Consider the following 18,644-nt stretch of genomic DNA (forward strand, 5'->3'; position numbering starts at 1 on the left):
ATCCATGGTAACATTTTTAAAGTATAACAAAATGGTGGGGCGTTGTCAAGTAATACTTTGCGTATTGGTTGTAGAGAATTCATAGCAACGTTTCTACGTAATATATATCCAGCATAATTAAAGAAGGTACTCTCCACGAGAGAGTACCTTCTTGACTTTTCAGGACATTATTTAACTTCGACGGTTGCTCCAGCCTCAACTAATTTTGCTTTCAAAGCTTCCGCTTCGTCTTTCGAAACTTTCTCTTTCACTGCTTTTGGTGCATTGTCTACGAGATCTTTAGCCTCTTTAAGGCCCAAACCCGTTGCTTCACGAACCACTTTAATAACAGCAATTTTAGTAGCTCCGCAATTCACGAGCATGACATCAAACTCTGTTTTTTCTTCTGCAGCTTCTACAGCAGGAGCTGCAACGGCTCCAGCAACGGCTACAGGAGCAGCTGCACTTACACCAAATTCTACTTCGAACGCCTTAACGAGTTCGGATAGTTCGAGGACAGTTAACCCTTTTACAGATTCAAGAATTTCATTTACTTTAGACATTTTTATTTCCCCCTTAAAAATATGAGAGTTATTAGCTCTTCAATTAATCCACAAATTATTGAGCGGTCTTGAGTTTACGCACCTCTTCCAGGGCATAACCCATTTTGCGAATCGGCCCTTGGAGTACATTGGCCATACCTGTAAGAGGCGCCTGCATACCGCGCAGGACCATAGCCAGAAGAACTTCGCGTGTAGGCAGCTCAGCAAGAGCTTTAACACCCTCAGGTCCAATTACTTTTCCTTCTAAAACACCAGCTTTAATTTTAAACGTTTTGAGTTTATTTGCTTTAGCAAACTCCATCAAAACTTTTGCTGGAGCGACAGGATCTGCACTAAAGGCAAGGGCTGTTGGTCCTTCTAGATAGGTATCAAGCCCTTCTACCCCAACTTCATTGGCAGCGCGACGCACAAGTGTATTTTTCAAAACCCGATATTCCACTCCGGCTTGACGCAGTTGAGCACGTAATTGAGTGACTTGGGCCACGGTCAAACCACGGTAGTCGGCTAAGACGACACCAGAGGCGTTTTGAAATTTTTCCGTGATCTCCGAGACGACTTGACTTTTTTGATCAATATTAAGCATTCTGTGTGCACCTCCTTCCTTCACATAAACCCAGCAAAAAACCTCCGCGTATGCAGAGGTTAAGAATGCCAAATAAAGAGTTATCGGCGTGTCTTCCAACCTCGGCAGGATATTAAGCCTCGCGGCTCCTGCTTTCTACAGCGGTCATTATTCAACTGTCAGTAAGTCTATCTTATCAATGGGATGCTGTCAAGGGCATCCTATGTTAGACAGCTTTGGTTGGGTTAATGCGCACGCCAGGTCCCATGGTTGAGGTCACTGTGACACTCCGCATGTATTGTCCCTTGGCAGCTGCAGGTTTAGCCTTAACTAAGACATCCGCCAACGTACGATAGTTCTCTAACAATTGCTCCACAGTAAATGAAGCTTTTCCGAGTGGCGCATGTATGATACCGGCCTTTTCCCCACGATATTCAATCTTACCAGCTTTGATTTCTTTGATCGCACGTGCTACATCAAGCGTAACTGTTCCAGTTTTCGGGTTAGGCATTAATCCTTTTGGTCCGAGAACACGGCCCAATTTACCCACTAACCCCATCATGTCTGGAGTAGCTACGACAACTTCAAAGTCAAACCATCCCTGTTCAATTTTAGCAATCATATCCTCAGCGCCGACAAAATCAGCTCCAGCTTGTTCGGCTTCTTTGGCCTTATCCCCTTTAGCAAATACCAAAACTGAACGGGTTTTGCCCGTACCATTCGGAAGCACAACGGCGCCACGAATTTGTTGGTCTGCATGACGGGTATCAATACCGAGTTTAAAAGCCACTTCAACTGTCTCGTTGAACTTCGCCTTCGCGTTATTTAATACGATTTCTAGGGCTTCTTTTGGCTCATAGAGTGCATTACGATCAAATGATTTTACAGCCTCTTGATATCTTTTTCCCACTTTGGCCATTCTAATAACCTCCTTGTGGTAATGCGGGCTTAGCCCTCCCACAGCTTAATTTATCCTTCGACAATATTGATTCCCATACTCCGTGCGGTACCTTCAATCATGCGCATTGCCGCTTCGACACTTGCTGCATTCAAGTCCTTCATCTTAATGTCCGCAATCTCGCGCACCTTAGATTTAGGCACAGACGCAACTTTTTTGCGATTCGGTTCCGACGAGCCTGAATTGATGTTAGCTGCCTTCTTAAGCAGCACAGCTGCCGGCGGAGTTTTTGTAATAAAGGTAAAGGAACGATCCTCATAGACAGTAATTTCCACTGGGATAATAAGCCCTGCTTGATCCTTTGTGCGCTCATTGTATTCTTTGCAGAAGGCCATGATGTTGACCCCATGCTGACCAAGAGCTGGACCAACCGGAGGTGCCGGTGTGGCTTTCCCTGCCGTAATCGCTAATTTAACCAACCCAATTACTTTTTTTGCCATTGTTTATACACCCCCTTGTTAGGATAACCTCTCATTGTTAGTCGAGTTTTTGAACTTGTGAAAATTCCAGCTCAACTGGTGTCTCTCTACCAAACATAGACACTTCAACCCGTAACTTACCTTTATCTGCAAGAATTTCTCGAACCACTCCAACAAAGTCCTTAAACGGACCAGCCGTAACCTGAACACTCTGATTAATTTCAAAGTCAATCCGCGCGTGAACCTCATCCATTCCCATTTGCTGTAGAATCTTGACAACCTCGCTATCAAGCAACGGAATGGGTTTCGTTCCAGTGCCAACAAACCCAGTAACACCAGGCGTATTACGCACAACATACCAAGAATCGTCAGTCATTTCCATTTCCACAAGGACATATCCCGGATAGACCTTGCGTTTGGCAATTTTCTGTTTTCCGCCCTTGAACTCAATTTCATCTTCCATGGGAACAAGCACGCGAAAAATCTTTTCTTCCATGTTCATGGATTCTACTCTTTTTTCGAGGTTCATTTTTACTTTGTTTTCATAGCCAGAATAGGTGTGGATAACATACCAGTTTTTTGCCATTTCTCAGGGGACCTCCTCAGGCACTGCCGCGGAAACTCGCAGATTATGGCACTAGCTTGGTCAAGACCCAACTTAAGCCACTATCAACAAACCACATTAGAATGGACACAATCGCCACCGCAAAAAACACAACTCCTGTGTAGGTGAGCAGTTGCCTACGGCTTGGCCAATGAACTTTTTTTAATTCGCTCAAAACCCCCCGGAAATACTCCGCCGCTTTATCCGCCTGTCGCTGAGTATTGGCTGGTTTTTTTAACGCGCCCATCACTTCACATCCTTACGCATCGATGCCATCGACACTGTGAAACGCCTCCTGGCGTTCAGTTTAAACTAGTGCAAAAAAAAATTACTTTGTTTCCTTATGGAGAGTATGGGTTTTGCAAAACTTGCAATACTTTTGAGACTCCAAGCGATCAGGGTTATTTTTCTTATTTTTCATCGTAGCATAGTTACGGTGCTTGCAATCCGTACACGCTAAAATAATGCCAACACGCATTCACGAACACCTCCCGGACAACGGTAGGACGCTGTATTTTTATCCATTACTCAAAATACTTTATCATAAGATAAATTTCCTGTCAAGGAAAATACTTATAATAAAAAAGACAGCTTAGCTGTCTGGTCAATCTTGGTTGCGGGAGCCGGATTTGAACCGACGACCTTCGGGTTATGAGCCCGACGAGCTACCGCTGCTCCATCCCGCGATGTAGCAATTTTTTTTGTGGAGCCAACGATGGGACTCGAACCCGCAACCTGCTGATTACAAATCAGCTGCTCTACCAATTGAGCTACGTCGGCATGTTGTGTTACCAGATCAATCTGCCATCACTTGGCACTTGTAGAGTATACCATTTCTCCATTTACATTGCAAGTCCAATATCTCGCAAAGGTGTATGTAAAATTATCCATCTCTTCGTTCCAAATAACGCTCAAGTTTCCTCTTAACTCTCTGTAGTGCATTATCGATCGATTTTACATGTCTTCTCAAATCAACAGCGATCTCCTGATAGGATTTCCCTTCTAAGTAAGACATCAAGACTTTCCATTCCAAGGAGCTGAGGATCTCGCCCATTTTCTCCTCAATGTCATCAAATTCTTCGCGACTAATAATCAGTTCCTCAGGGTCTGTAATTCGCGTTCCCGAGATTACATCGAGCAATGTTCGATCAGAATCTTCATCGTAAATAGGCTTATTAAGTGAAACATACGAGTTTAGGGGAATGTGTTTCTGTCGAGTTGCGGTTTTGATCGCCGTGATAATCTGCCGGGTAATGCATAATTCGGCAAAGGCTCGAAAAGACGAGAGTTTGTCCCCACGAAAGTCCCGAATGGCCTTATAGAGTCCAATCATACCCTCTTGGATAATATCTTCACGATCCGCCCCAATCAAAAAATACGAACGTGCTTTGGCTCTCACAAAGTTCTTATATTTGTTGATCAAGTACTCTAGTGCTGTAGCGTCGCCTTCCTTGGCAAGCTCAACCACCTCTTCATCTACAATAACGTCGATGATTTCGCACTCAGGTAATTCAGGTTGGGCTTGAAGAGTCAAGTTGATCCCTCCTACAATGTCGTCATGAAGAAGACGCAATCTCGCTCTTGTCCACGAGAACATTCTCATTATACTCGACCCTTGAGAAAAGCGTCAAGGCGAAGTTTTGGTTGTTCTGTCGCTATTCGCGTTCAATTTCCTACTATGTTGACGGATATAGCACTTATCAGCATACTCCTGCGCAATTTTTATTGAGAAACGCCTCTCTGCCTCAGAACTTCATAAAGCAACACTGACCCTGCAACACTAGCATTTAAAGACGTAACTTTCCCTCTCATCGGCAAACTGACGATCTCGTCGCAATTTTCGCGCAGCAAACGACTGATGCCTTTCCCTTCGCTGCCAATGACTATAACTCTGGGACCGGTAAGATCCGCTTCAAAGGCATCCTTTCCTCCTGCTTCAGCCCCGGATACCCAACACCCCTTCTTTTTGAGTTCCTTTATCGTTTGCACTAAATTGCTCACTCTCGCTACCGCCACATGTTCGACTGCCCCAGCAGATGTCTTGGCTACAGTTCCAGTCAAGGCAACGCTGCGCCGTTTGGGAATAATGACCCCATGTGCTCCCACAGCGTCCACGGTCCTGAGCAAGGCACCCAAATTATGAGGGTCTTCAATCTCATCCAGCATCAAGATAAAGGGCTCTTCTTGCCGCTCCTCTGCCACAGTTAGGATGTCCTCTATGCTAGCATACTCCCTCGCTGCAACATAAGCCAGCATCCCCTGGTGCCGCTCTCGATTCGTTAAACGATCGAGGGTCTGACGATCCACAAATTGATAAGGAATAGTTCTCTCCTGCAATAACGGGATTATTTCTTGATTCCGTCCACCCGGTCCCTCCGTTAGTAGAAGGACTTTGTTAATGGGTTTTCCACTTTTCAGAAGCTCTAGGACGGGGTTTTTTCCATAAACCATTTCATCGTTCAAGTTGTTCACGTCTTCTTTCCTTCAAGGGATTTCAATCTCCCGCAACTATACGTACCCTGATGACAGACACCCTGGGTCACGCAGGTCGGCCCTGCTTCGCTAAAAAGATTGGGAGCTACCCCACGCACCAACCCCAACATCGTTTCCGCCAAGTCACGGATCTCCCACTGAGCCCTTGTACAAGTACGATGTTCGAAAAAATTCAATAATGAGCGCGCATTAAACGACGCCATCAAAGAGGTTGTGCAGGCATTGGGTAGGACATAGCGGGCATCCTCAGCAGGCACACAATTCAAGAGTTCCTGATAGTCTTCCTGCAAGCGTGCCATAACCGTTTCAAAGCGCTCTAACGCCTCGGGCTTCCGGCCTATACTTGGCGGAATAACAAACTCAAATCCATTTTCTTTCACATAGCGCTGAGAACGCTGAGAATAACTTGCAATCCGGTGACGCACGAGCTGATGGGATAGGGCCCTTGAAACCCCATCAATGGAAAACTGAAAACTAGCATGTTCAAAAGGGGAAAGATGACCCATCTCACGCAATTTACGGACAAAGCGCGCCACCGTTTCATGATCAAACCGCTCTAAAAGATCTGGTACCGGGTCCGATGAATAACACAAGCGGGCAGCTGCAGCCACTACTTTTTCCGGATCAGGTGTGTGCTGAATTAGAGCCACGCGCATCGTAAATCCCCCTCTCTTTTCCTTGCCTCAATGAGTGTTCGCCTGTTTTAGCGACTCTTCCTGTAGTATACCGTCCACTTGACCGAACGCCCACTGCATGCGACTAGTTTGTCCATTCAAATGCCAATAGCCTACCAAACTTTCAAAGGCTGTGGCATGGCGGTAAGTCACAACATCCACGTTCTTGGGATGCCCACCTTTAGCATTTCGCCCGCGCAAAACAACCTGCTGTTCAACTTCGTCGAGCTCCGGTAAAAGGGCATGTAAAATTTGGGCTTGAGTACCCGCGCGAACATAGCTTATCGCTCGCCTATGAAGTTCCTTGACCTTTTCATGCCCCAACTCCAGCAAATGTGTACGAACCCATAGTTCATAAACTGCATCTCCCAAATAAGCTAGGGCTAAGGCATTCATTTCCTGCCAACTTCGCATGCGTTTTCCTTTCTACTACTTTTTAATTTGCCACCTCGCGCCTTGCGGGGTATCCTCAATGATAATACCTTTATCTTTCAGCGCATCTCGGATAAAATCGGACATTTCCCAATCTTTCTTCAGTCGAGAACGTGAACGGACCTGCAAAACGACCTCCATGACTTGGGAGAGCATTTCCTCGTTTTCGACCTGAACTTGGGCCGGATGCAGCAGATCAAAGCCGAGCACTTCTCCAAGTTTTACTAGGGTTTTTTGGGCTTCTGCCAATCCTTCAGAAGGTACAGGACTTTCCTGGACATACCCATTCATGGTTTTAGCTAATTCGAAGAGCGCTGCAAAAGCCAAGGCTGAATTAAAATCATCATCCATAGCCTTCTCAAAAGCTTCGCGTGCTTCTTTAGCGGCATTCAGCAATTCTGTCCCAATCCTCTGGTTATTCAACGCCCCCTCTCGGCCCAGGGCTTCTTGAGCCAAACGAACACTCGTTTGTAACCTCTCTAACCCTTTTTGGGCCATGATTAGGTTTTGATCATTAAAATCCAACGGACTGCGATAATGCGTTCCCAAGAGATAAAAACGAATCACTTCTCCTGGGGAATTCACCAAGAGCTCCCGAGTTGTAAAGAAATTGCCTAGGGACTTGGACATCTTTTCTTGATTAATGGTCAAAAAGGCGTTGTGCATCCAATAGTGAGCAAACGTCTCCCCTTTCAAATACCCTTCCGTTTGGGCAATCTCGTTTTCATGATGAGGGAAAACGAGATCTCCGCCGCCGCCATGAATATCAAATCCCGCACCCAAATATTTCAGAGACATCGCTGTACATTCAATGTGCCAGCCTGGCCGTCCCATGCCCCATGGACTTTCCCAGGCGGGTTCACCGGGCTTGGCCGTTTTCCACAGTGCAAAATCCATCGGATGATGTTTACGTTCGTCCACCTCGACCCTGGCCCCCGCCTTCATATCGTCTAGTGTTCTGCCGGACAGCTTCCCGTAGTTGGGGAAATGATCCACAGCAAAATAAACATCTCCATCAACTTCGTACCCTAACCCTGTATTTATTAGCCCCTGAATAATCTCAATCATTTCTGGAATATGCTCTGTGGCCTTAGGGTGTATGGTCGCTGGAAGGACATTTAGGGCTTTAGCATCTTTATAATATTCATCAATATATTTTTGACCCAAGGCCAGAGGATCCATCTCCTCTACTTTGCCTCGTTGAATAATCTTGTCATCGATATCCGTGAAATTTTGCACGTAGCGAACATCGTACCCTTTATGCATGAAATAGCGTCGAATCATATCGAAAACGACGAACATCCGAGCATTACCCGCATGAAAATAATTATAGGTCGTCGGGCCGCATACATACATCGCAACCTTCCCGCTCTCCCGGGGCTGGAACTCTTCTTTTTGACGGGTCATTGTGTTGTATAATTTCAAAGACATTGTATCGATTCTCCTCTTCTTTTAGACGTTGTTCCAAATACTCCACCCGCTGCATTAAACACTTTAACATCTCATTGACCGGATCGGGAAGATCATCATGTCTTAAATCAGGGTCTTTAATCGGGACCCCATGGTGAAGAACAATTCGTCCTGGAATCCCCACTACAGTTGTGTCACTAGGAATTGATTTATTGACAACTGACCCTGCACCTATTTTTACATTATCCCCAACTTTAAAAGAACCTAACACCTTAGCGCCTGTGCCTATCACCACATTATTCCCAATGGTTGGATGCCTCTTGCCTTTTTCTTTGCCAGTCCCCCCTAATGTAACCCCCTGGTATAGAGTAACATTGTCGCCAACTTCCGCTGTTTCGCCGATAACCACGCCGCTTCCATGGTCAATAAAGAAACCTTGTCCGATCTTCGCACCAGGATGGATTTCAATTCCCGTAAGGAACCTGGCGAGCTGAGAAATCATCCGTGGCAAGAGTACCAGCTTATGCTGATACAGCCAATGTGCCACTCGATGAAAGAGCACCGCATGAAACCCTGGATAACACAAGATGACCTCTATCATACTTCTTGCTGCAGGATCTCGTTCAAAAATAACCCGAATATCGCGCCTCATCTGTCCAAATAACATCTAAACTTCACCCCATTCCTTTGATTTTAATTTTTCCAGTTCTCCCTAGAGCAATCCATAAATAACTACACTAATATGCACTATGACATTGCCAAGAGAGCACGTTTAAGCACGTAAACGGTTTATGCTGAAATACAAAAAGCGGAACCCTTCGTCCAGAGACGAAAGGTTCCGCGGTCCCACTCTGTTTGAACGAACATGTCCGTTCCAGCTTACAACTTTAACGCAGTCAATACGGATTGGCATACTTTTTGTTCTGCCGATCAGCTCAGAGACGCACTTCCAAAAGTTCCTCGCCGATGGCTTCCACTATCCCATCCTCGCTTGTGGCAATTCCTCTTTGTACTCTTTCTCCTCATCACACAAATCCTTTAGTATTAAATTTTCAAATGGACTTTATTTTGTATCTATTATAGGGTAGTCTCCCACCCCTGTCAATCAAAACGCCCTTCTTAACCCGCTTCAACTACTTCTATAATCCTAAATGACGCTTCTCTGAAACTTCAAGCCGTTTCAAGACATTCTCCCGGCCCAAAAGGGGGATGACATCAAAGAGCTCCGGTCCATGCATCTGCCCAGTCAAAGCCACCCGAACAGGCATATACACCAATTTTCCCCCAAGTTTTAGCTCTTTCGTCATTTGTTTTAAGAGCACTTTCACTGTAGCTTCAGAAAGCTCTTCAACTTCCTGAACCTTTCCCTTGAATAATGCCAAAACTCCCGGCACTTGTTCGCCCTTCAATACCTCCAGGGCTTCTCCTTCTGGTTCTAATGGCACATCGCCGTGAAAATAATGAATAAAGTCTTTCACTTCCGCCAAATAAGATATTTTCTCAGAAATCGCCTTCATAACCCCCATAAACCATCGCTGCTGCTCCGTCGACTGCTCCCCTAGAGGAAGAATGCCCAATTCCTGGGCATAGGGTAGCGCTAGTTCAGCCAAGCGTTCAGGAGCTGTTTGCTTAATGTAATGAGCGTTCATGTAGTTCAGTTTCTGGAGATCAAAAACGGCTGGACTCTTAGAAACACGATCCAACGAAAACGATTCTGCCAACTCATCTAGAGTATAGAACTCTTTTTCTCCAGATGGTGCCCATCCAAGGAGGGCAATGAAGTTGACGATCGCTTCCGGGAGATAACCCTTTTTGCGATAATCGATAACCGCTGTATCTCCGTCCCGTTTGCTCATTTTGCCCCCTTCAGTGTTCAAAATGAGAGAAATATGCGCAAATTCAGGGACGGATAACCCTAACGCTTGATATATTAAAACCTGTCTGGGGGTATTGGATAAATGTTCTTCCCCTCGAATAACCTGCGTTACGTTCATGGTAGAATCATCGACAACCACAGCAAAATTATAGGTGGGTATCCCATCAGATTTTACAATAACATAGTCCCCAATTCCGTCACTGTCAAAAACAACATCCCCACGAACCTGATCTTTAATGTGAATTGCTTGCCCTTCTGGTACACGGAAACGCACAACAGGCTTACGACCTTCCGATTGGAAAGCTGCCCGTTGCTCCGCTGTTAAGTCACGGCACTTGCCACGATAGCGAGGAGTTTCCCCTTGGGCCGCCAAGGCCTTCCTCTCTTGTTCCAGTTCTTCTTCCGAACAATAGCAGAGGTAGGCGTGCCCACTGTCGATCAGTTTCTCTGTATATTCTCTGTAAATTGGCAAGCGATCAGTTTGGCGATATGGGCCATGCTCCCCGCCAACCTCGATCCCCTCACCCCATTGAATACTCAGCCAACGTAAGGCCTCCAAAATATTATGCTCTGATTCTCGGCTGGAACGCTCTAAATCTGTATCCTCACTCCGCACAATAAAGGTTCCGTTGTTTTTGCGAGCCCATAAATAATTAAATAAAGCGGATCTTGCCCCGCCAATATGCAATGGACCAGTCGGGCTGGGTGCAAACCGCACGCGAATTTCCATAAATCATCCTCCAACTTTTTCTAAATTCACAATCGCCTGAGCTCCGATTCCCTCACCCCGGCCTTCAAACCCCAGGCGTTCAGTTGTTGTCGCTTTGACCGACACACACGATTCAACCAGTTTCAAAACCCGTGCAATATTAGAGCGCATCTGCGGAATAAACGGAGCTACTTTAGGCCGCTCGGCCACAATGATACTATCTATATTTCCCACGCGATACCCCTGTCCTTCAATAAGTTCCACGACCTGCCCCAATAATGAGAGGCTTGAAATTCCAGAGTAGCGAGGATCGTGATCGGGAAAATGCGCTCCGATATCTCCTAAGGCCAAGGCCCCTAAAAGTGCATCCATAATCGCATGGATCAGAACGTCCGCATCCGAATGTCCAAGCAAACCACGCTCATAAGGGATTTCCACCCCTCCAAGAATCAAGACCCGGCCCTCAACCAAAGCATGTACATCATATCCGATTCCGACTTTAATAATCAACCCCCCAATCTCGAGGCACGAGGTTCGAGGTTCGAAATCCGAATTCCAAAGTCGTCTATCCCGCCACTGAAAGTCGAGCAACGCATATTGGTACATTCATTCCGGTCTCAAGCCCCGTTCCTCACACCTCGCATATCTTATCTCGTGCTTCGTGTTTCATATTCCATCGTACATCCCACTCCGCGCGTCGAACTTCGCGCCTCGCGCATCGCTAAAATCCGCTCAGCTAACCACAGATCTTCGGGCGTGGTCACCTTGATATTTTCCTGTGAACCCTCTATCACTTGAACAGGATACCCCATCCATTCTAGCAAAGAAGCATCATCCGTGCCATAGTATCCTGCGGATACTGCTTGATAATGTGCTTCTGCTAAAATGGCCCGATCAAAAATCTGAGGAGTCTGAACGGCCCTTAACCGTTCACGTGTCAGGGTAGCAATAACTTTACCCGTCTCATGGACTTGCTTTATAGTATCCTTAACTGGGATTGCCATAATTGCGGCTTTAAATTTCTCAGTTTCATCCAAAAACCGATGGAAATCTTCCAATGTTAAAAGGGGCCTCGCCCCATCATGTACCACTATCCGTTGAATAGCGGAACTTAGAGCTTGAACCCCTGCACGAACAGAGTCTTGACGTTGCACTCCACCTTTACATATCTTAACTTTATCAAATTTATGATGATGAACTAGCTCGACAATAATCGGAACATCGGCTTCCGCCCCCACAACAACAATTTCAGAAACATAACTGGATTGTTCAAAGAGTCTTACCGTATGGGCAAGCATCGGTTCTCCCATCAAAGTCAAAAATTGCTTATTGTATCCGGCCCCCATCCGTTTGCCTTGACCGGCTGCAGGAATAACGATCCCTAACTTAGCCAATCGCATTCACCTCATCCGTCGGACGAAGGCCCATCGGTTTTTTTTCCAGGGAACTCTTTGGTTTAGCAAAGATCATACGACCAGCCGCCGTCTGCAAAACACTGGTCACTAAAACGGTGATATTTTGCCCCATATAACGTCTACCCATATCGACAACAATCATCGTTCCATCGTCTAGATAGGCTACGCCCTGTCCAGGCTCTTTACCCTCTTTCATCACTTGAACAAGCATCTCTTCACCGGGCAAAACAATCGGCTTTAGAGCATTCGCCAATTCGTTGATGTTTAGAACCATAACTCCTTGAAGTTCAGCTACTTTGTTGAGGTTATAATCATTCGTTAAAAGCGGAGATTTCAGAACCTGCCCCAAGCGCACCAGTTTACTGTCAACTTCATTAATATCATCAAAGTCCTGTTCATGAATATGCACTTTGATCGCTGTTTCCTTAGATATTTGATTGAGAATATCAAGCCCCCTGCGCCCACGGTTTCGTTTAAGCAAATCTGAAGAATCCGCAATGTGTCGAAGCTCCTCTAAAACGAAACTCGGGATAAGCAAGATCCCTTCCAAGAACCCAGTTTTGACGATGTCGGCAATACGTCCATCGATAATCACACTCGTGTCAAGAATTTTATAGTGCATACCCTCTATAGACTGGAGCTGCTCAGACTTACCTTCCCTCTGTTTGTCTGCTTTTTCCGCTTTGTCGCCGCGATCTCGGAAACGCGGCAGAAAATTGAATAACCCTAGGACATCCTCTTTCCGCTTCATGCCAATTGTCAATCCCAGATATCCCAAGAAAATGCTTAGTAAGACCGCTAAAAGTGGCCCAAAAAAAGGAATACTGACAAATGAGCTACTAAATAAACTAGAAATAATAAGTCCGATGATCCCCCCAACAGCCCCACTCATAAGATCATGCGTGGGGACCCGAGTTAAGCGAGAATCCATCCATCGCATTAAGGTGAGAAAAGAGCGGATAGTGATCGGCGCAACTAAAAAACCAAAGATAGCAAATAAAATAATCATCGTTGCATAGGTCCAGACAGGGGACAAATTCCACCCCAGGGATTGTAAAAGGTTAAGTCGTAGAAATAAAAAAACGAGAAAAAAGCCCAAAGCACCAAATAACAGCGTGATGATACCGCGTATAAGATTGCGAATCATCATTTCACCTCCTTTATAAATCTATTCTGACTAAAAGTCTTTCCTATTATACTGTGATTTACCATAAATTTTCAAGTAAGTATATATTTGCAGTGATTTTTTTTCCACAAACGGGTTGGAAACCCTTTAAGCCAGAAGCAAAGCTTTGGATAACCATTGCCGGACTGCTTCTTCTTCAGACCCTTCTGTCAAGACGAGTTCACTAATCAAAATTTGGCAGGCATTTTCATACATCTTCTTTTCCCCTGTGGAAAGGCCCTTTTCGTTATCCCTCTGGGCAAGGCTGCGAACAACATTGGCAACTTCAAAGATATTTCCACTCTTAATCTTTTCTAAATTCGCACGATAGCGCCGATTCCAGGCTAGGGTAGCTGCCGTATCTTTAGTTTTCAACACTTCTAAGACATCTTTAACCATGGTCGGAGAAATCACTTGCCTCAAACCCAGGTTCTCCACGTTGTTTAATGGAATGAACAATTTCATGTTTCCCACTGGTAGATGCATGACATAGTATTGGCTTTTTTCTCCAAGAACTTCCCGTTCTTCAATAGACTCGATAATACCGGCACCATGCATCGGATATACAACTTTGTCACCAACTTTAAACATTCGGCCACCCCCTTATATATCATTATAGCAAGGAACTTCGCCTGGGTCAAAATTTTAAAATTATATCATACAAGTCTTCAGCCTGTCAATTAACCATTTTATGTCTTATTTTGGTTGAAAATTGACAACAGCCCAGCCGTCTCGGTATAATAGAGATGGCAGAAAGGAGTGAGGATAGCTGACATGGAACAACTCACTGACCAATTCCAAAGTACGGTAAAATCTTTATTGATCCGGCATCAAAGTATTTTAGATATATTGTCTAAGGGGCAAGAAACTTCAGCGCGTGTTAACCGAGCCGTCGTTAAATCAGTAACCAGTTGCGGTTGCCATGCCGTGAATGCACATAAGAAATCCCTACCCTTAGATGCAAGCCTTGCTGATCTCAAAGAACTCTTGGACAGCCAACTCGAAGGATTACTTTGCGATAACTGCCGAGACATTATTGAAGCAGAATTAGGCAAACAACTATTTTATATAGCAGCTTTGTCTAACGCCTTGGACATTTCTCTAAGCGAAGTCCTCGACCGAGAATACAAAAAACTACAGACTCTAACCATTTTTAACTTGACGTAAGCTAAGCATTAAGCTCCTGCATTTGCAGGAGCTTTTTTATATTACCAGTCAGACCGTCATACTATACTAGTTCGCAAATAACTTGCAAGTCCATCTTATTCTTTCCACGCCTGAATTTCAAGAATCGGACTATTGTTCTCCAAGTATTGTTTCATTCTTTTTATAGCCCGTGATGCTTAATTGGGCAATGTGGTCCTTGTGTTCATTAAACACTTCAACATTATAATTTGCAATTTTATGGGAAGACGATACTTCTTTTGCCACGGCTATTAAAGTTTTTCCATTACCTTCTTTCAACACACCAAAATACAACTCTTCTATAAGTATTTCAAGTATTCTTATCAACCATTCAACACTTTTTCCAAATATCCTCCATGTAATTCTACGTGCGAAAACATTAATTAAAGGCGCTCACTTTTACGTCAATTAAAAACAGAAATCCCGTTAAATTATTTCAGCGGGATAGGAGAGGAATGATACATTCGAGGTAGTTCAAGAACGAGTTTTTAGACTGGTTGTCTTTTCACCCTACTTTGAAAATACAGGAAGATGGGAAGGGGAATGACGATCCAGCCAAAGCTCTTGATAAGGCTATTGACGGCTCACACTAACATTTTTTGATAATGCGAGGAATCATATACCCTTTTGTTATCACATCTTATAAACGGCTAATCCCTCCCGATACCGCTGAATTCAGAAAACCCTTGCGCTTCATCATAACCCTTTCTTATTCAGTCAACGAAATAGTCACAAATCGATAACTCTTCAAAAAATCCAAAGCCCCTTTAAGATCTAGTTCACTCTTCAAATGCATTTTTTGTTGCAGCTCGTCCGTCAAAAAGGGCGAGTATTTTGTTACCAGCCACTCATTTTCCCGGATGAACAAGACAAGATCCGCTTCCTTCCAAACTCGACTTCGGATCTTTTCGATAAGGTCTAAAAATACTACCTCCTTAGGCAATACAATACGTTCTATTTGACTCGGCCTGCGTTTAATATCAAGACCGGATACAGCTCTGAGCAGCCAAATCAGCGTATTACAAATCACAGTTCCCACAAAAGGCTCAAAAACCTGGACATCACGCAACTCCCAGACAACGCGCTGATTTACAGATACATGATATAAGGAGTATTTTCGTCGCGCACCCGCGAGACATTTAGTTGCATTTGCGTCAAGATATTGGAATTGTCCCTCCGAACACAAAACTTCAAACATCGTTTCTGCGATTTTACGATCAATCTTACCTGGATCACTCAGATATTTTGGCTTTTTAGCATTCACCGCAGGTTGAACGAAAATCTTATTCTTTTTAGTGTCCATATCCTTAATGGTCCACAGTTTTCCTGCTAAGATGACGTTTTCCCCAATATCAAATCTGACCCCTTTATCGAGCTGCCCGATCTTGCGCATGCCACAGTAGACATCATAATAAAGGGCCACCATGAAGACCGAGTAAAAATCCTTTCCTCGTAATAATCTCTCTCCCTCTAGCCCCACAATATACTCATTGAGTCCAGGAACAATCTCTAACATCTCCGTACTCACCATATGATTAATAAGACTTACCATGTCCTTCTTGGGAAGTTTATGAAAGGCAGCATTTTTTTCGATGGTATGAATGAGCTGACTCCAAGTTACACCATTATACTCCTGACAGAGTGAGATGATTTGGTGAAAGGCAATATCATAGGGAACAGGATAACCCGCAGCTGGCTCAATCCACCCTTCAAGCAAGAGATTCATGACGGCAATGGACTGTACCAAACTGTCTTCACTGGTTGTATACATCTGAAGAATCTGAGCATCCTCTTGCTTTCTCCCGGAACGCCCCATGCGTTGTTTGAGGGAGGAAACCGTAAAGGTGGTATCCAGTTGACAGACAAGATCGAGCGCTCCGATATCGATACCAAGTTCGAGCGAACTGGTACAGACAATACTTTGAGGGGTTCGTGAAGTCGCCAACTTTTTCTCCACGTACTCTCTTTCGGCTTTGTCGATCGAGGAGTGATGAGCAAAGTACCCTTCTTGGATTCCCTCCTTTTCTGCCAAACGGTTAAGCATGACCGTTGCTTCTTCCACCGTGCCTCGACTATTACAAAAGATGAGGGATTGATAGTCTCTAGTTACCTCTCTCAGGTCTTCGAAAAGCTCTAAGGGTATTTTTCCATCCTTGCCTGCTGGAAAATGTAATAAGGAGTACTGAAGTTCCTTGCCCTCGTCAGAAGCTTCGACCACTTCAACCTCTTCAGGTCGATTATGATTGACCCATTGTTTTACAAGGTCAAAATTTTGGATAGTTGCGGATAAACCAATAATACGGGGTCGAACCCTCGTATACGCTTCCATCCTCGATAACAAGGAACGCAGTTGTGCGCCTCGCTGAGAATCGAGAAACGAGTGGATTTCATCAATCACAATGAATTCTACTCCCTGGAAAAGGGGTTTTAAATGCCCAGTCTTGTTAATAAACAAGCTTTCTAGGGATTCAGGCGTAATCTGAAGAATTCCTGAAGGGTTTTTAAGCAGTTTGTTTTTTTGACTTTGGCCTACATCCCCATGCCAACGATAGATATTTATCTCACAGTTTTGGCATAAGCGTTCAATCCGTTCAAATTGGTTATTAATTAACGCTTTGAGAGGAGAAATATAGATTACTTTCAACTCCGCCTGAGCACAATCCTCTATCTTAGTGATAATAGGTAGAAAAGCAGCTTCGGTTTTTCCCGAAGCTGTGTTCGCTGAAACTATGATGTCTGAGTCCGTCTGCATGATAAGCGGGATCGTTTGATCCTGAACCGGGGTAAACCGCTCCCATTTCATAGCCCAGATCCGTTGTTGCATTTTTTCTGATAAAAGCTTAAACGTATCCACGAATACTCCTCCATTTGACCTAAATCTTTGCAGAACTAAACCGACTCGCTGCCGCGTTTTTCGGAGGCAGGGATTTTGAACTCTCTTGATCACCAAAAATCTTCGAGCGGTTAAACCCTGAATTCTGCTGCAGAATATTTAACCCACCAATAAAGGTTCGGATGATATCACTCGTCGTCAAATTCTCTAAAGCCCCTGGTCTAGAATATTCCTGAATGATAAACGAACGGATTTCCTCACCACTAACCTTGGGTTCATAGTCATAATGGAACGCATGGATTTCCACCAGGTTCTTGAGCAAGAGGTACAATTCTTCCTGTTTAAGAGGAGTGAGTTTAATCACGGGTTGAGACAAGTCCCTGAACTCATTACTTTCAAATTTATTTACGACCAGTCTTCTTTTGATGGCTTCATAACTATAAAGCCCTCTCCGCTCGTCTTCGAGAAACTCAGGTGTGCCACTAAAAATGATGTACAAACCTGAGACATTGCCCTGCAGAGTATCGTTAAAAATCTTGAGAATGGTTTCGTAGTTCTTGTCCCTCGATTGCGGATGGGTTATTTTGTAAAGGTTAATGGCCTCATCGAAATTGACGACCAAGCCAGAATACCCGATTTGGCGGACAAATTGAGCCATGACTTTAATGTAATCATAGTAGTTAGAGTCATCAATAATATCTCTGACCCCCAGATCCCCTCTAGCCTCTGTTTTGGTCGAATATTCGCCTCGTAACCAACGTAGTGCGCTGCGCTGAAGGGAATTGTTGTCTTCCACAAAACCCTTAAAATATTGCATCAGGACTCGTACAAAATCGAAACCACCCACGAGACGATCCATCTTGGTCGCGGTCTCAGCAATCTCATGTTCCACATCGATAATAAATTGTGGATTATCATACGCTACAGACCCATACCCTTTTTCTTGCATAGTTTTGGTCTGTACGTCACTAATCCATTGATCCAAAATCATCGGCAAAGCATTGCCATCGGGGGAAGTAGCGACCGATAGATTTTTCATCATTTCCGAATAAGTAGCCACCGACTTGCCCTCAGAGCCATAAAGTCGGCGATTAGCATCAAAATCAACCTTGCCGACCACGAATTTTTCGCTGAAGGCGACTTGTTGGATTAACGCTTGCAGAAACGTTTTACCCGAACCGAAGGGCCCAATAATAAATTTTATGACCGAGGCCCCGTCCTTCACCGTTTCTAAATCTTTCAGAATTTGAGTGGCCTCATCTTTGCGACCGACCATAATATGTTCCAGCCCCCTATTGGGGACAACTCCCCCATATAGCGAGTTCAGAATTGCTGTGGAATCCTTTTTGCGAAGTTTCCCTGCCACG

General features: G+C 44.6%; 22 protein-coding genes, 2 tRNA genes and 2 other annotated features. Of the genes, 1 reads left to right on the plus strand and 23 read right to left on the minus strand.

The window, feature by feature from the left end; all coding sequences use genetic code 11:
- Positions 1-167: 167 nt before the first annotated feature.
- From rplL to DSOL_RS08535, 20 genes are all read right to left on the minus strand, one after another.
- Positions 168-542 (minus strand): 50S ribosomal protein L7/L12, encoded by a 375-nt coding sequence (rplL, locus tag DSOL_RS08440; protein ID WP_075364422.1) that lies wholly within the window; start codon positions 540-542, stop codon positions 168-170.
- A gap of 55 nt (positions 543-597) precedes the next feature.
- A complete protein-coding gene (gene rplJ, locus DSOL_RS08445; protein WP_075364423.1) occupies positions 598-1,125 on the minus strand; it encodes a 50S ribosomal protein L10 in 528 nt (175 codons plus the stop codon).
- A 26-nt stretch (positions 1,126-1,151) separates the two neighbouring features.
- Positions 1,152-1,284 (minus strand) — a sequence feature (ribosomal protein L10 leader region).
- A 46-nt stretch (positions 1,285-1,330) separates the two neighbouring features.
- Positions 1,331-2,023, minus strand: coding sequence for a 50S ribosomal protein L1 (rplA, locus tag DSOL_RS08450; RefSeq protein WP_075364424.1), 693 nt, complete (start codon positions 2,021-2,023; stop codon positions 1,331-1,333).
- 50 nt (positions 2,024-2,073) lie between these two features.
- Positions 2,074-2,502: a 50S ribosomal protein L11 gene (gene rplK / locus DSOL_RS08455; RefSeq protein WP_075364425.1), complete on the minus strand. Its 429-nt coding sequence runs from the start codon at positions 2,500-2,502 to the stop codon at positions 2,074-2,076.
- A 37-nt stretch (positions 2,503-2,539) separates the two neighbouring features.
- On the minus strand, positions 2,540-3,067 hold the full coding sequence (gene nusG, locus DSOL_RS08460) for a transcription termination/antitermination protein NusG (protein ID WP_075364426.1): 528 nt from the start codon (positions 3,065-3,067) through the stop codon (positions 2,540-2,542).
- A gap of 43 nt (positions 3,068-3,110) precedes the next feature.
- Entirely contained in the window at positions 3,111-3,332 is a 222-nt protein-coding gene (secE, locus tag DSOL_RS08465; RefSeq protein WP_075364427.1) for a preprotein translocase subunit SecE, read from the minus strand.
- An 81-nt stretch (positions 3,333-3,413) separates the two neighbouring features.
- The gene (gene rpmG, locus DSOL_RS08470) at positions 3,414-3,563 is read right to left on the minus strand and encodes a 50S ribosomal protein L33 (RefSeq protein WP_075364428.1); all 150 of its coding nucleotides are present in this window, start codon (positions 3,561-3,563) and stop codon (positions 3,414-3,416) included.
- 133 nt (positions 3,564-3,696) lie between these two features.
- Positions 3,697-3,771, minus strand: a tRNA-Met gene (locus DSOL_RS08475).
- An 18-nt stretch (positions 3,772-3,789) separates the two neighbouring features.
- A tRNA-Thr gene (locus tag DSOL_RS08480) sits at positions 3,790-3,865 on the minus strand.
- 103 nt (positions 3,866-3,968) lie between these two features.
- Entirely contained in the window at positions 3,969-4,619 is a 651-nt protein-coding gene (sigH, locus tag DSOL_RS08485) for an RNA polymerase sporulation sigma factor SigH (protein WP_034598253.1), read from the minus strand.
- Between the two features lie 188 nt (positions 4,620-4,807).
- On the minus strand, positions 4,808-5,557 hold the full coding sequence (rlmB, locus tag DSOL_RS08490; protein WP_170871469.1) for a 23S rRNA (guanosine(2251)-2'-O)-methyltransferase RlmB: 750 nt from the start codon (positions 5,555-5,557) through the stop codon (positions 4,808-4,810).
- Positions 5,554-6,234: an FAD-dependent thymidylate synthase gene (gene thyX / locus DSOL_RS08495; protein WP_075364429.1), complete on the minus strand. Its 681-nt coding sequence runs from the start codon at positions 6,232-6,234 to the stop codon at positions 5,554-5,556. The genes rlmB and thyX overlap by 4 nt, the downstream gene beginning before the upstream one ends.
- Before the next feature lie 27 nt (positions 6,235-6,261).
- On the minus strand, positions 6,262-6,666 hold the full coding sequence (locus DSOL_RS08500) for a Mini-ribonuclease 3 (protein WP_075364430.1): 405 nt from the start codon (positions 6,664-6,666) through the stop codon (positions 6,262-6,264).
- Positions 6,667-6,681: 15 nt separating this feature from the next.
- A complete protein-coding gene (gene cysS / locus DSOL_RS08505) occupies positions 6,682-8,115 on the minus strand; it encodes a cysteine--tRNA ligase (protein WP_075364431.1) in 1,434 nt (477 codons plus the stop codon).
- The gene (cysE, locus tag DSOL_RS08510) at positions 8,012-8,761 is read right to left on the minus strand and encodes a serine O-acetyltransferase (RefSeq protein WP_075364432.1); all 750 of its coding nucleotides are present in this window, start codon (positions 8,759-8,761) and stop codon (positions 8,012-8,014) included. Before cysE ends, cysS begins: the two co-directional genes overlap by 104 nt.
- Positions 8,762-8,915: 154 nt before the next feature.
- Positions 8,916-9,129, minus strand: a binding site (T-box leader).
- Positions 9,130-9,233: 104 nt separating this feature from the next.
- Positions 9,234-10,700 (minus strand): glutamate--tRNA ligase, encoded by a 1,467-nt coding sequence (gene gltX, locus DSOL_RS08515; RefSeq protein WP_075364433.1) that lies wholly within the window; start codon positions 10,698-10,700, stop codon positions 9,234-9,236.
- Positions 10,701-10,703: 3 nt separating this feature from the next.
- Positions 10,704-11,186: a 2-C-methyl-D-erythritol 2,4-cyclodiphosphate synthase gene (gene ispF / locus DSOL_RS08520; protein ID WP_075364458.1), complete on the minus strand. Its 483-nt coding sequence runs from the start codon at positions 11,184-11,186 to the stop codon at positions 10,704-10,706.
- 140 nt (positions 11,187-11,326) lie between these two features.
- Complete coding sequence (gene ispD, locus DSOL_RS08525; RefSeq protein WP_075364434.1) at positions 11,327-12,073, minus strand: 2-C-methyl-D-erythritol 4-phosphate cytidylyltransferase; 747 nt, start codon at positions 12,071-12,073, stop codon at positions 11,327-11,329.
- Positions 12,066-13,241, minus strand: a complete 1,176-nt coding sequence (locus DSOL_RS08530; protein WP_075364435.1) for a PIN/TRAM domain-containing protein — start codon at positions 13,239-13,241, stop codon at positions 12,066-12,068. The genes ispD and DSOL_RS08530 overlap by 8 nt, the downstream gene beginning before the upstream one ends.
- Positions 13,242-13,367: 126 nt before the next feature.
- Positions 13,368-13,850 carry a CarD family transcriptional regulator gene (locus DSOL_RS08535; RefSeq protein WP_075364436.1) on the minus strand — a complete coding sequence of 161 codons (483 nt, stop codon included), beginning with the start codon at positions 13,848-13,850 and terminating at the stop codon, positions 13,368-13,370.
- A gap of 183 nt (positions 13,851-14,033) precedes the next feature.
- Between DSOL_RS08535 and DSOL_RS08540 the strand changes: the two genes are divergently transcribed.
- A complete protein-coding gene (locus DSOL_RS08540) occupies positions 14,034-14,426 on the plus strand; it encodes a nucleoside triphosphate pyrophosphohydrolase family protein (protein ID WP_075364437.1) in 393 nt (130 codons plus the stop codon).
- Positions 14,427-14,555: 129 nt separating this feature from the next.
- On the opposite strand, the gene DSOL_RS08545 is transcribed toward DSOL_RS08540, so the two are convergent.
- From DSOL_RS08545 to DSOL_RS08555, 3 genes are all read right to left on the minus strand, one after another.
- A complete protein-coding gene (locus DSOL_RS08545; protein WP_235838739.1) occupies positions 14,556-14,771 on the minus strand; it encodes a hypothetical protein in 216 nt (71 codons plus the stop codon).
- Between the two features lie 382 nt (positions 14,772-15,153).
- Complete coding sequence (locus DSOL_RS08550) at positions 15,154-17,298, minus strand: DEAD/DEAH box helicase (RefSeq protein ID WP_235838740.1); 2,145 nt, start codon at positions 17,296-17,298, stop codon at positions 15,154-15,156.
- Positions 17,299-17,317: 19 nt separating this feature from the next.
- Positions 17,318-18,643, minus strand: a complete 1,326-nt coding sequence (locus tag DSOL_RS08555; protein WP_075364438.1) for an ATP-binding protein — start codon at positions 18,641-18,643, stop codon at positions 17,318-17,320.
- Position 18,644 lies beyond the last annotated feature (1 nt).

This window comes from Desulfosporosinus metallidurans (assembly GCF_001936615.1).
In the GTDB taxonomy this organism is placed as follows: domain Bacteria; phylum Bacillota; class Desulfitobacteriia; order Desulfitobacteriales; family Desulfitobacteriaceae; genus Desulfosporosinus; species Desulfosporosinus metallidurans.

Excerpts from the sequence above, each read along its gene's own strand:
- rplL (WP_075364422.1), bottom strand. The coding sequence starts at position 542 with ATGTCTAAAGTAAATGAAATTCTTGAATCTGTAAAAGGGTTAACTGTC.
- rplJ (WP_075364423.1), bottom strand. The coding sequence starts at position 1,125 with ATGCTTAATATTGATCAAAAAAGTCAAGTCGTCTCGGAGATCACGGAA.
- rplA (WP_075364424.1), bottom strand. The coding sequence starts at position 2,023 with ATGGCCAAAGTGGGAAAAAGATATCAAGAGGCTGTAAAATCATTTGAT.
- rplK (WP_075364425.1), bottom strand. The coding sequence starts at position 2,502 with ATGGCAAAAAAAGTAATTGGGTTGGTTAAATTAGCGATTACGGCAGGG.
- nusG (WP_075364426.1), bottom strand. The coding sequence starts at position 3,067 with ATGGCAAAAAACTGGTATGTTATCCACACCTATTCTGGCTATGAAAAC.
- secE (WP_075364427.1), bottom strand. The coding sequence starts at position 3,332 with ATGGGCGCGTTAAAAAAACCAGCCAATACTCAGCGACAGGCGGATAAA.
- rpmG (WP_075364428.1), bottom strand. The coding sequence starts at position 3,563 with ATGCGTGTTGGCATTATTTTAGCGTGTACGGATTGCAAGCACCGTAAC.
- thyX (WP_075364429.1), bottom strand. The coding sequence starts at position 6,234 with ATGCGCGTGGCTCTAATTCAGCACACACCTGATCCGGAAAAAGTAGTG.
- DSOL_RS08500 (WP_075364430.1), bottom strand. The coding sequence starts at position 6,666 with ATGCGAAGTTGGCAGGAAATGAATGCCTTAGCCCTAGCTTATTTGGGA.
- cysS (WP_075364431.1), bottom strand. The coding sequence starts at position 8,115 with ATGTCTTTGAAATTATACAACACAATGACCCGTCAAAAAGAAGAGTTC.
- cysE (WP_075364432.1), bottom strand. The coding sequence starts at position 8,761 with ATGTTATTTGGACAGATGAGGCGCGATATTCGGGTTATTTTTGAACGA.
- gltX (WP_075364433.1), bottom strand. The coding sequence starts at position 10,700 with ATGGAAATTCGCGTGCGGTTTGCACCCAGCCCGACTGGTCCATTGCAT.
- DSOL_RS08530 (WP_075364435.1), bottom strand. The coding sequence starts at position 13,241 with ATGATTCGCAATCTTATACGCGGTATCATCACGCTGTTATTTGGTGCT.
- DSOL_RS08535 (WP_075364436.1), bottom strand. The coding sequence starts at position 13,850 with ATGTTTAAAGTTGGTGACAAAGTTGTATATCCGATGCATGGTGCCGGT.
- DSOL_RS08540 (WP_075364437.1), top strand. The coding sequence starts at position 14,034 with ATGGAACAACTCACTGACCAATTCCAAAGTACGGTAAAATCTTTATTG.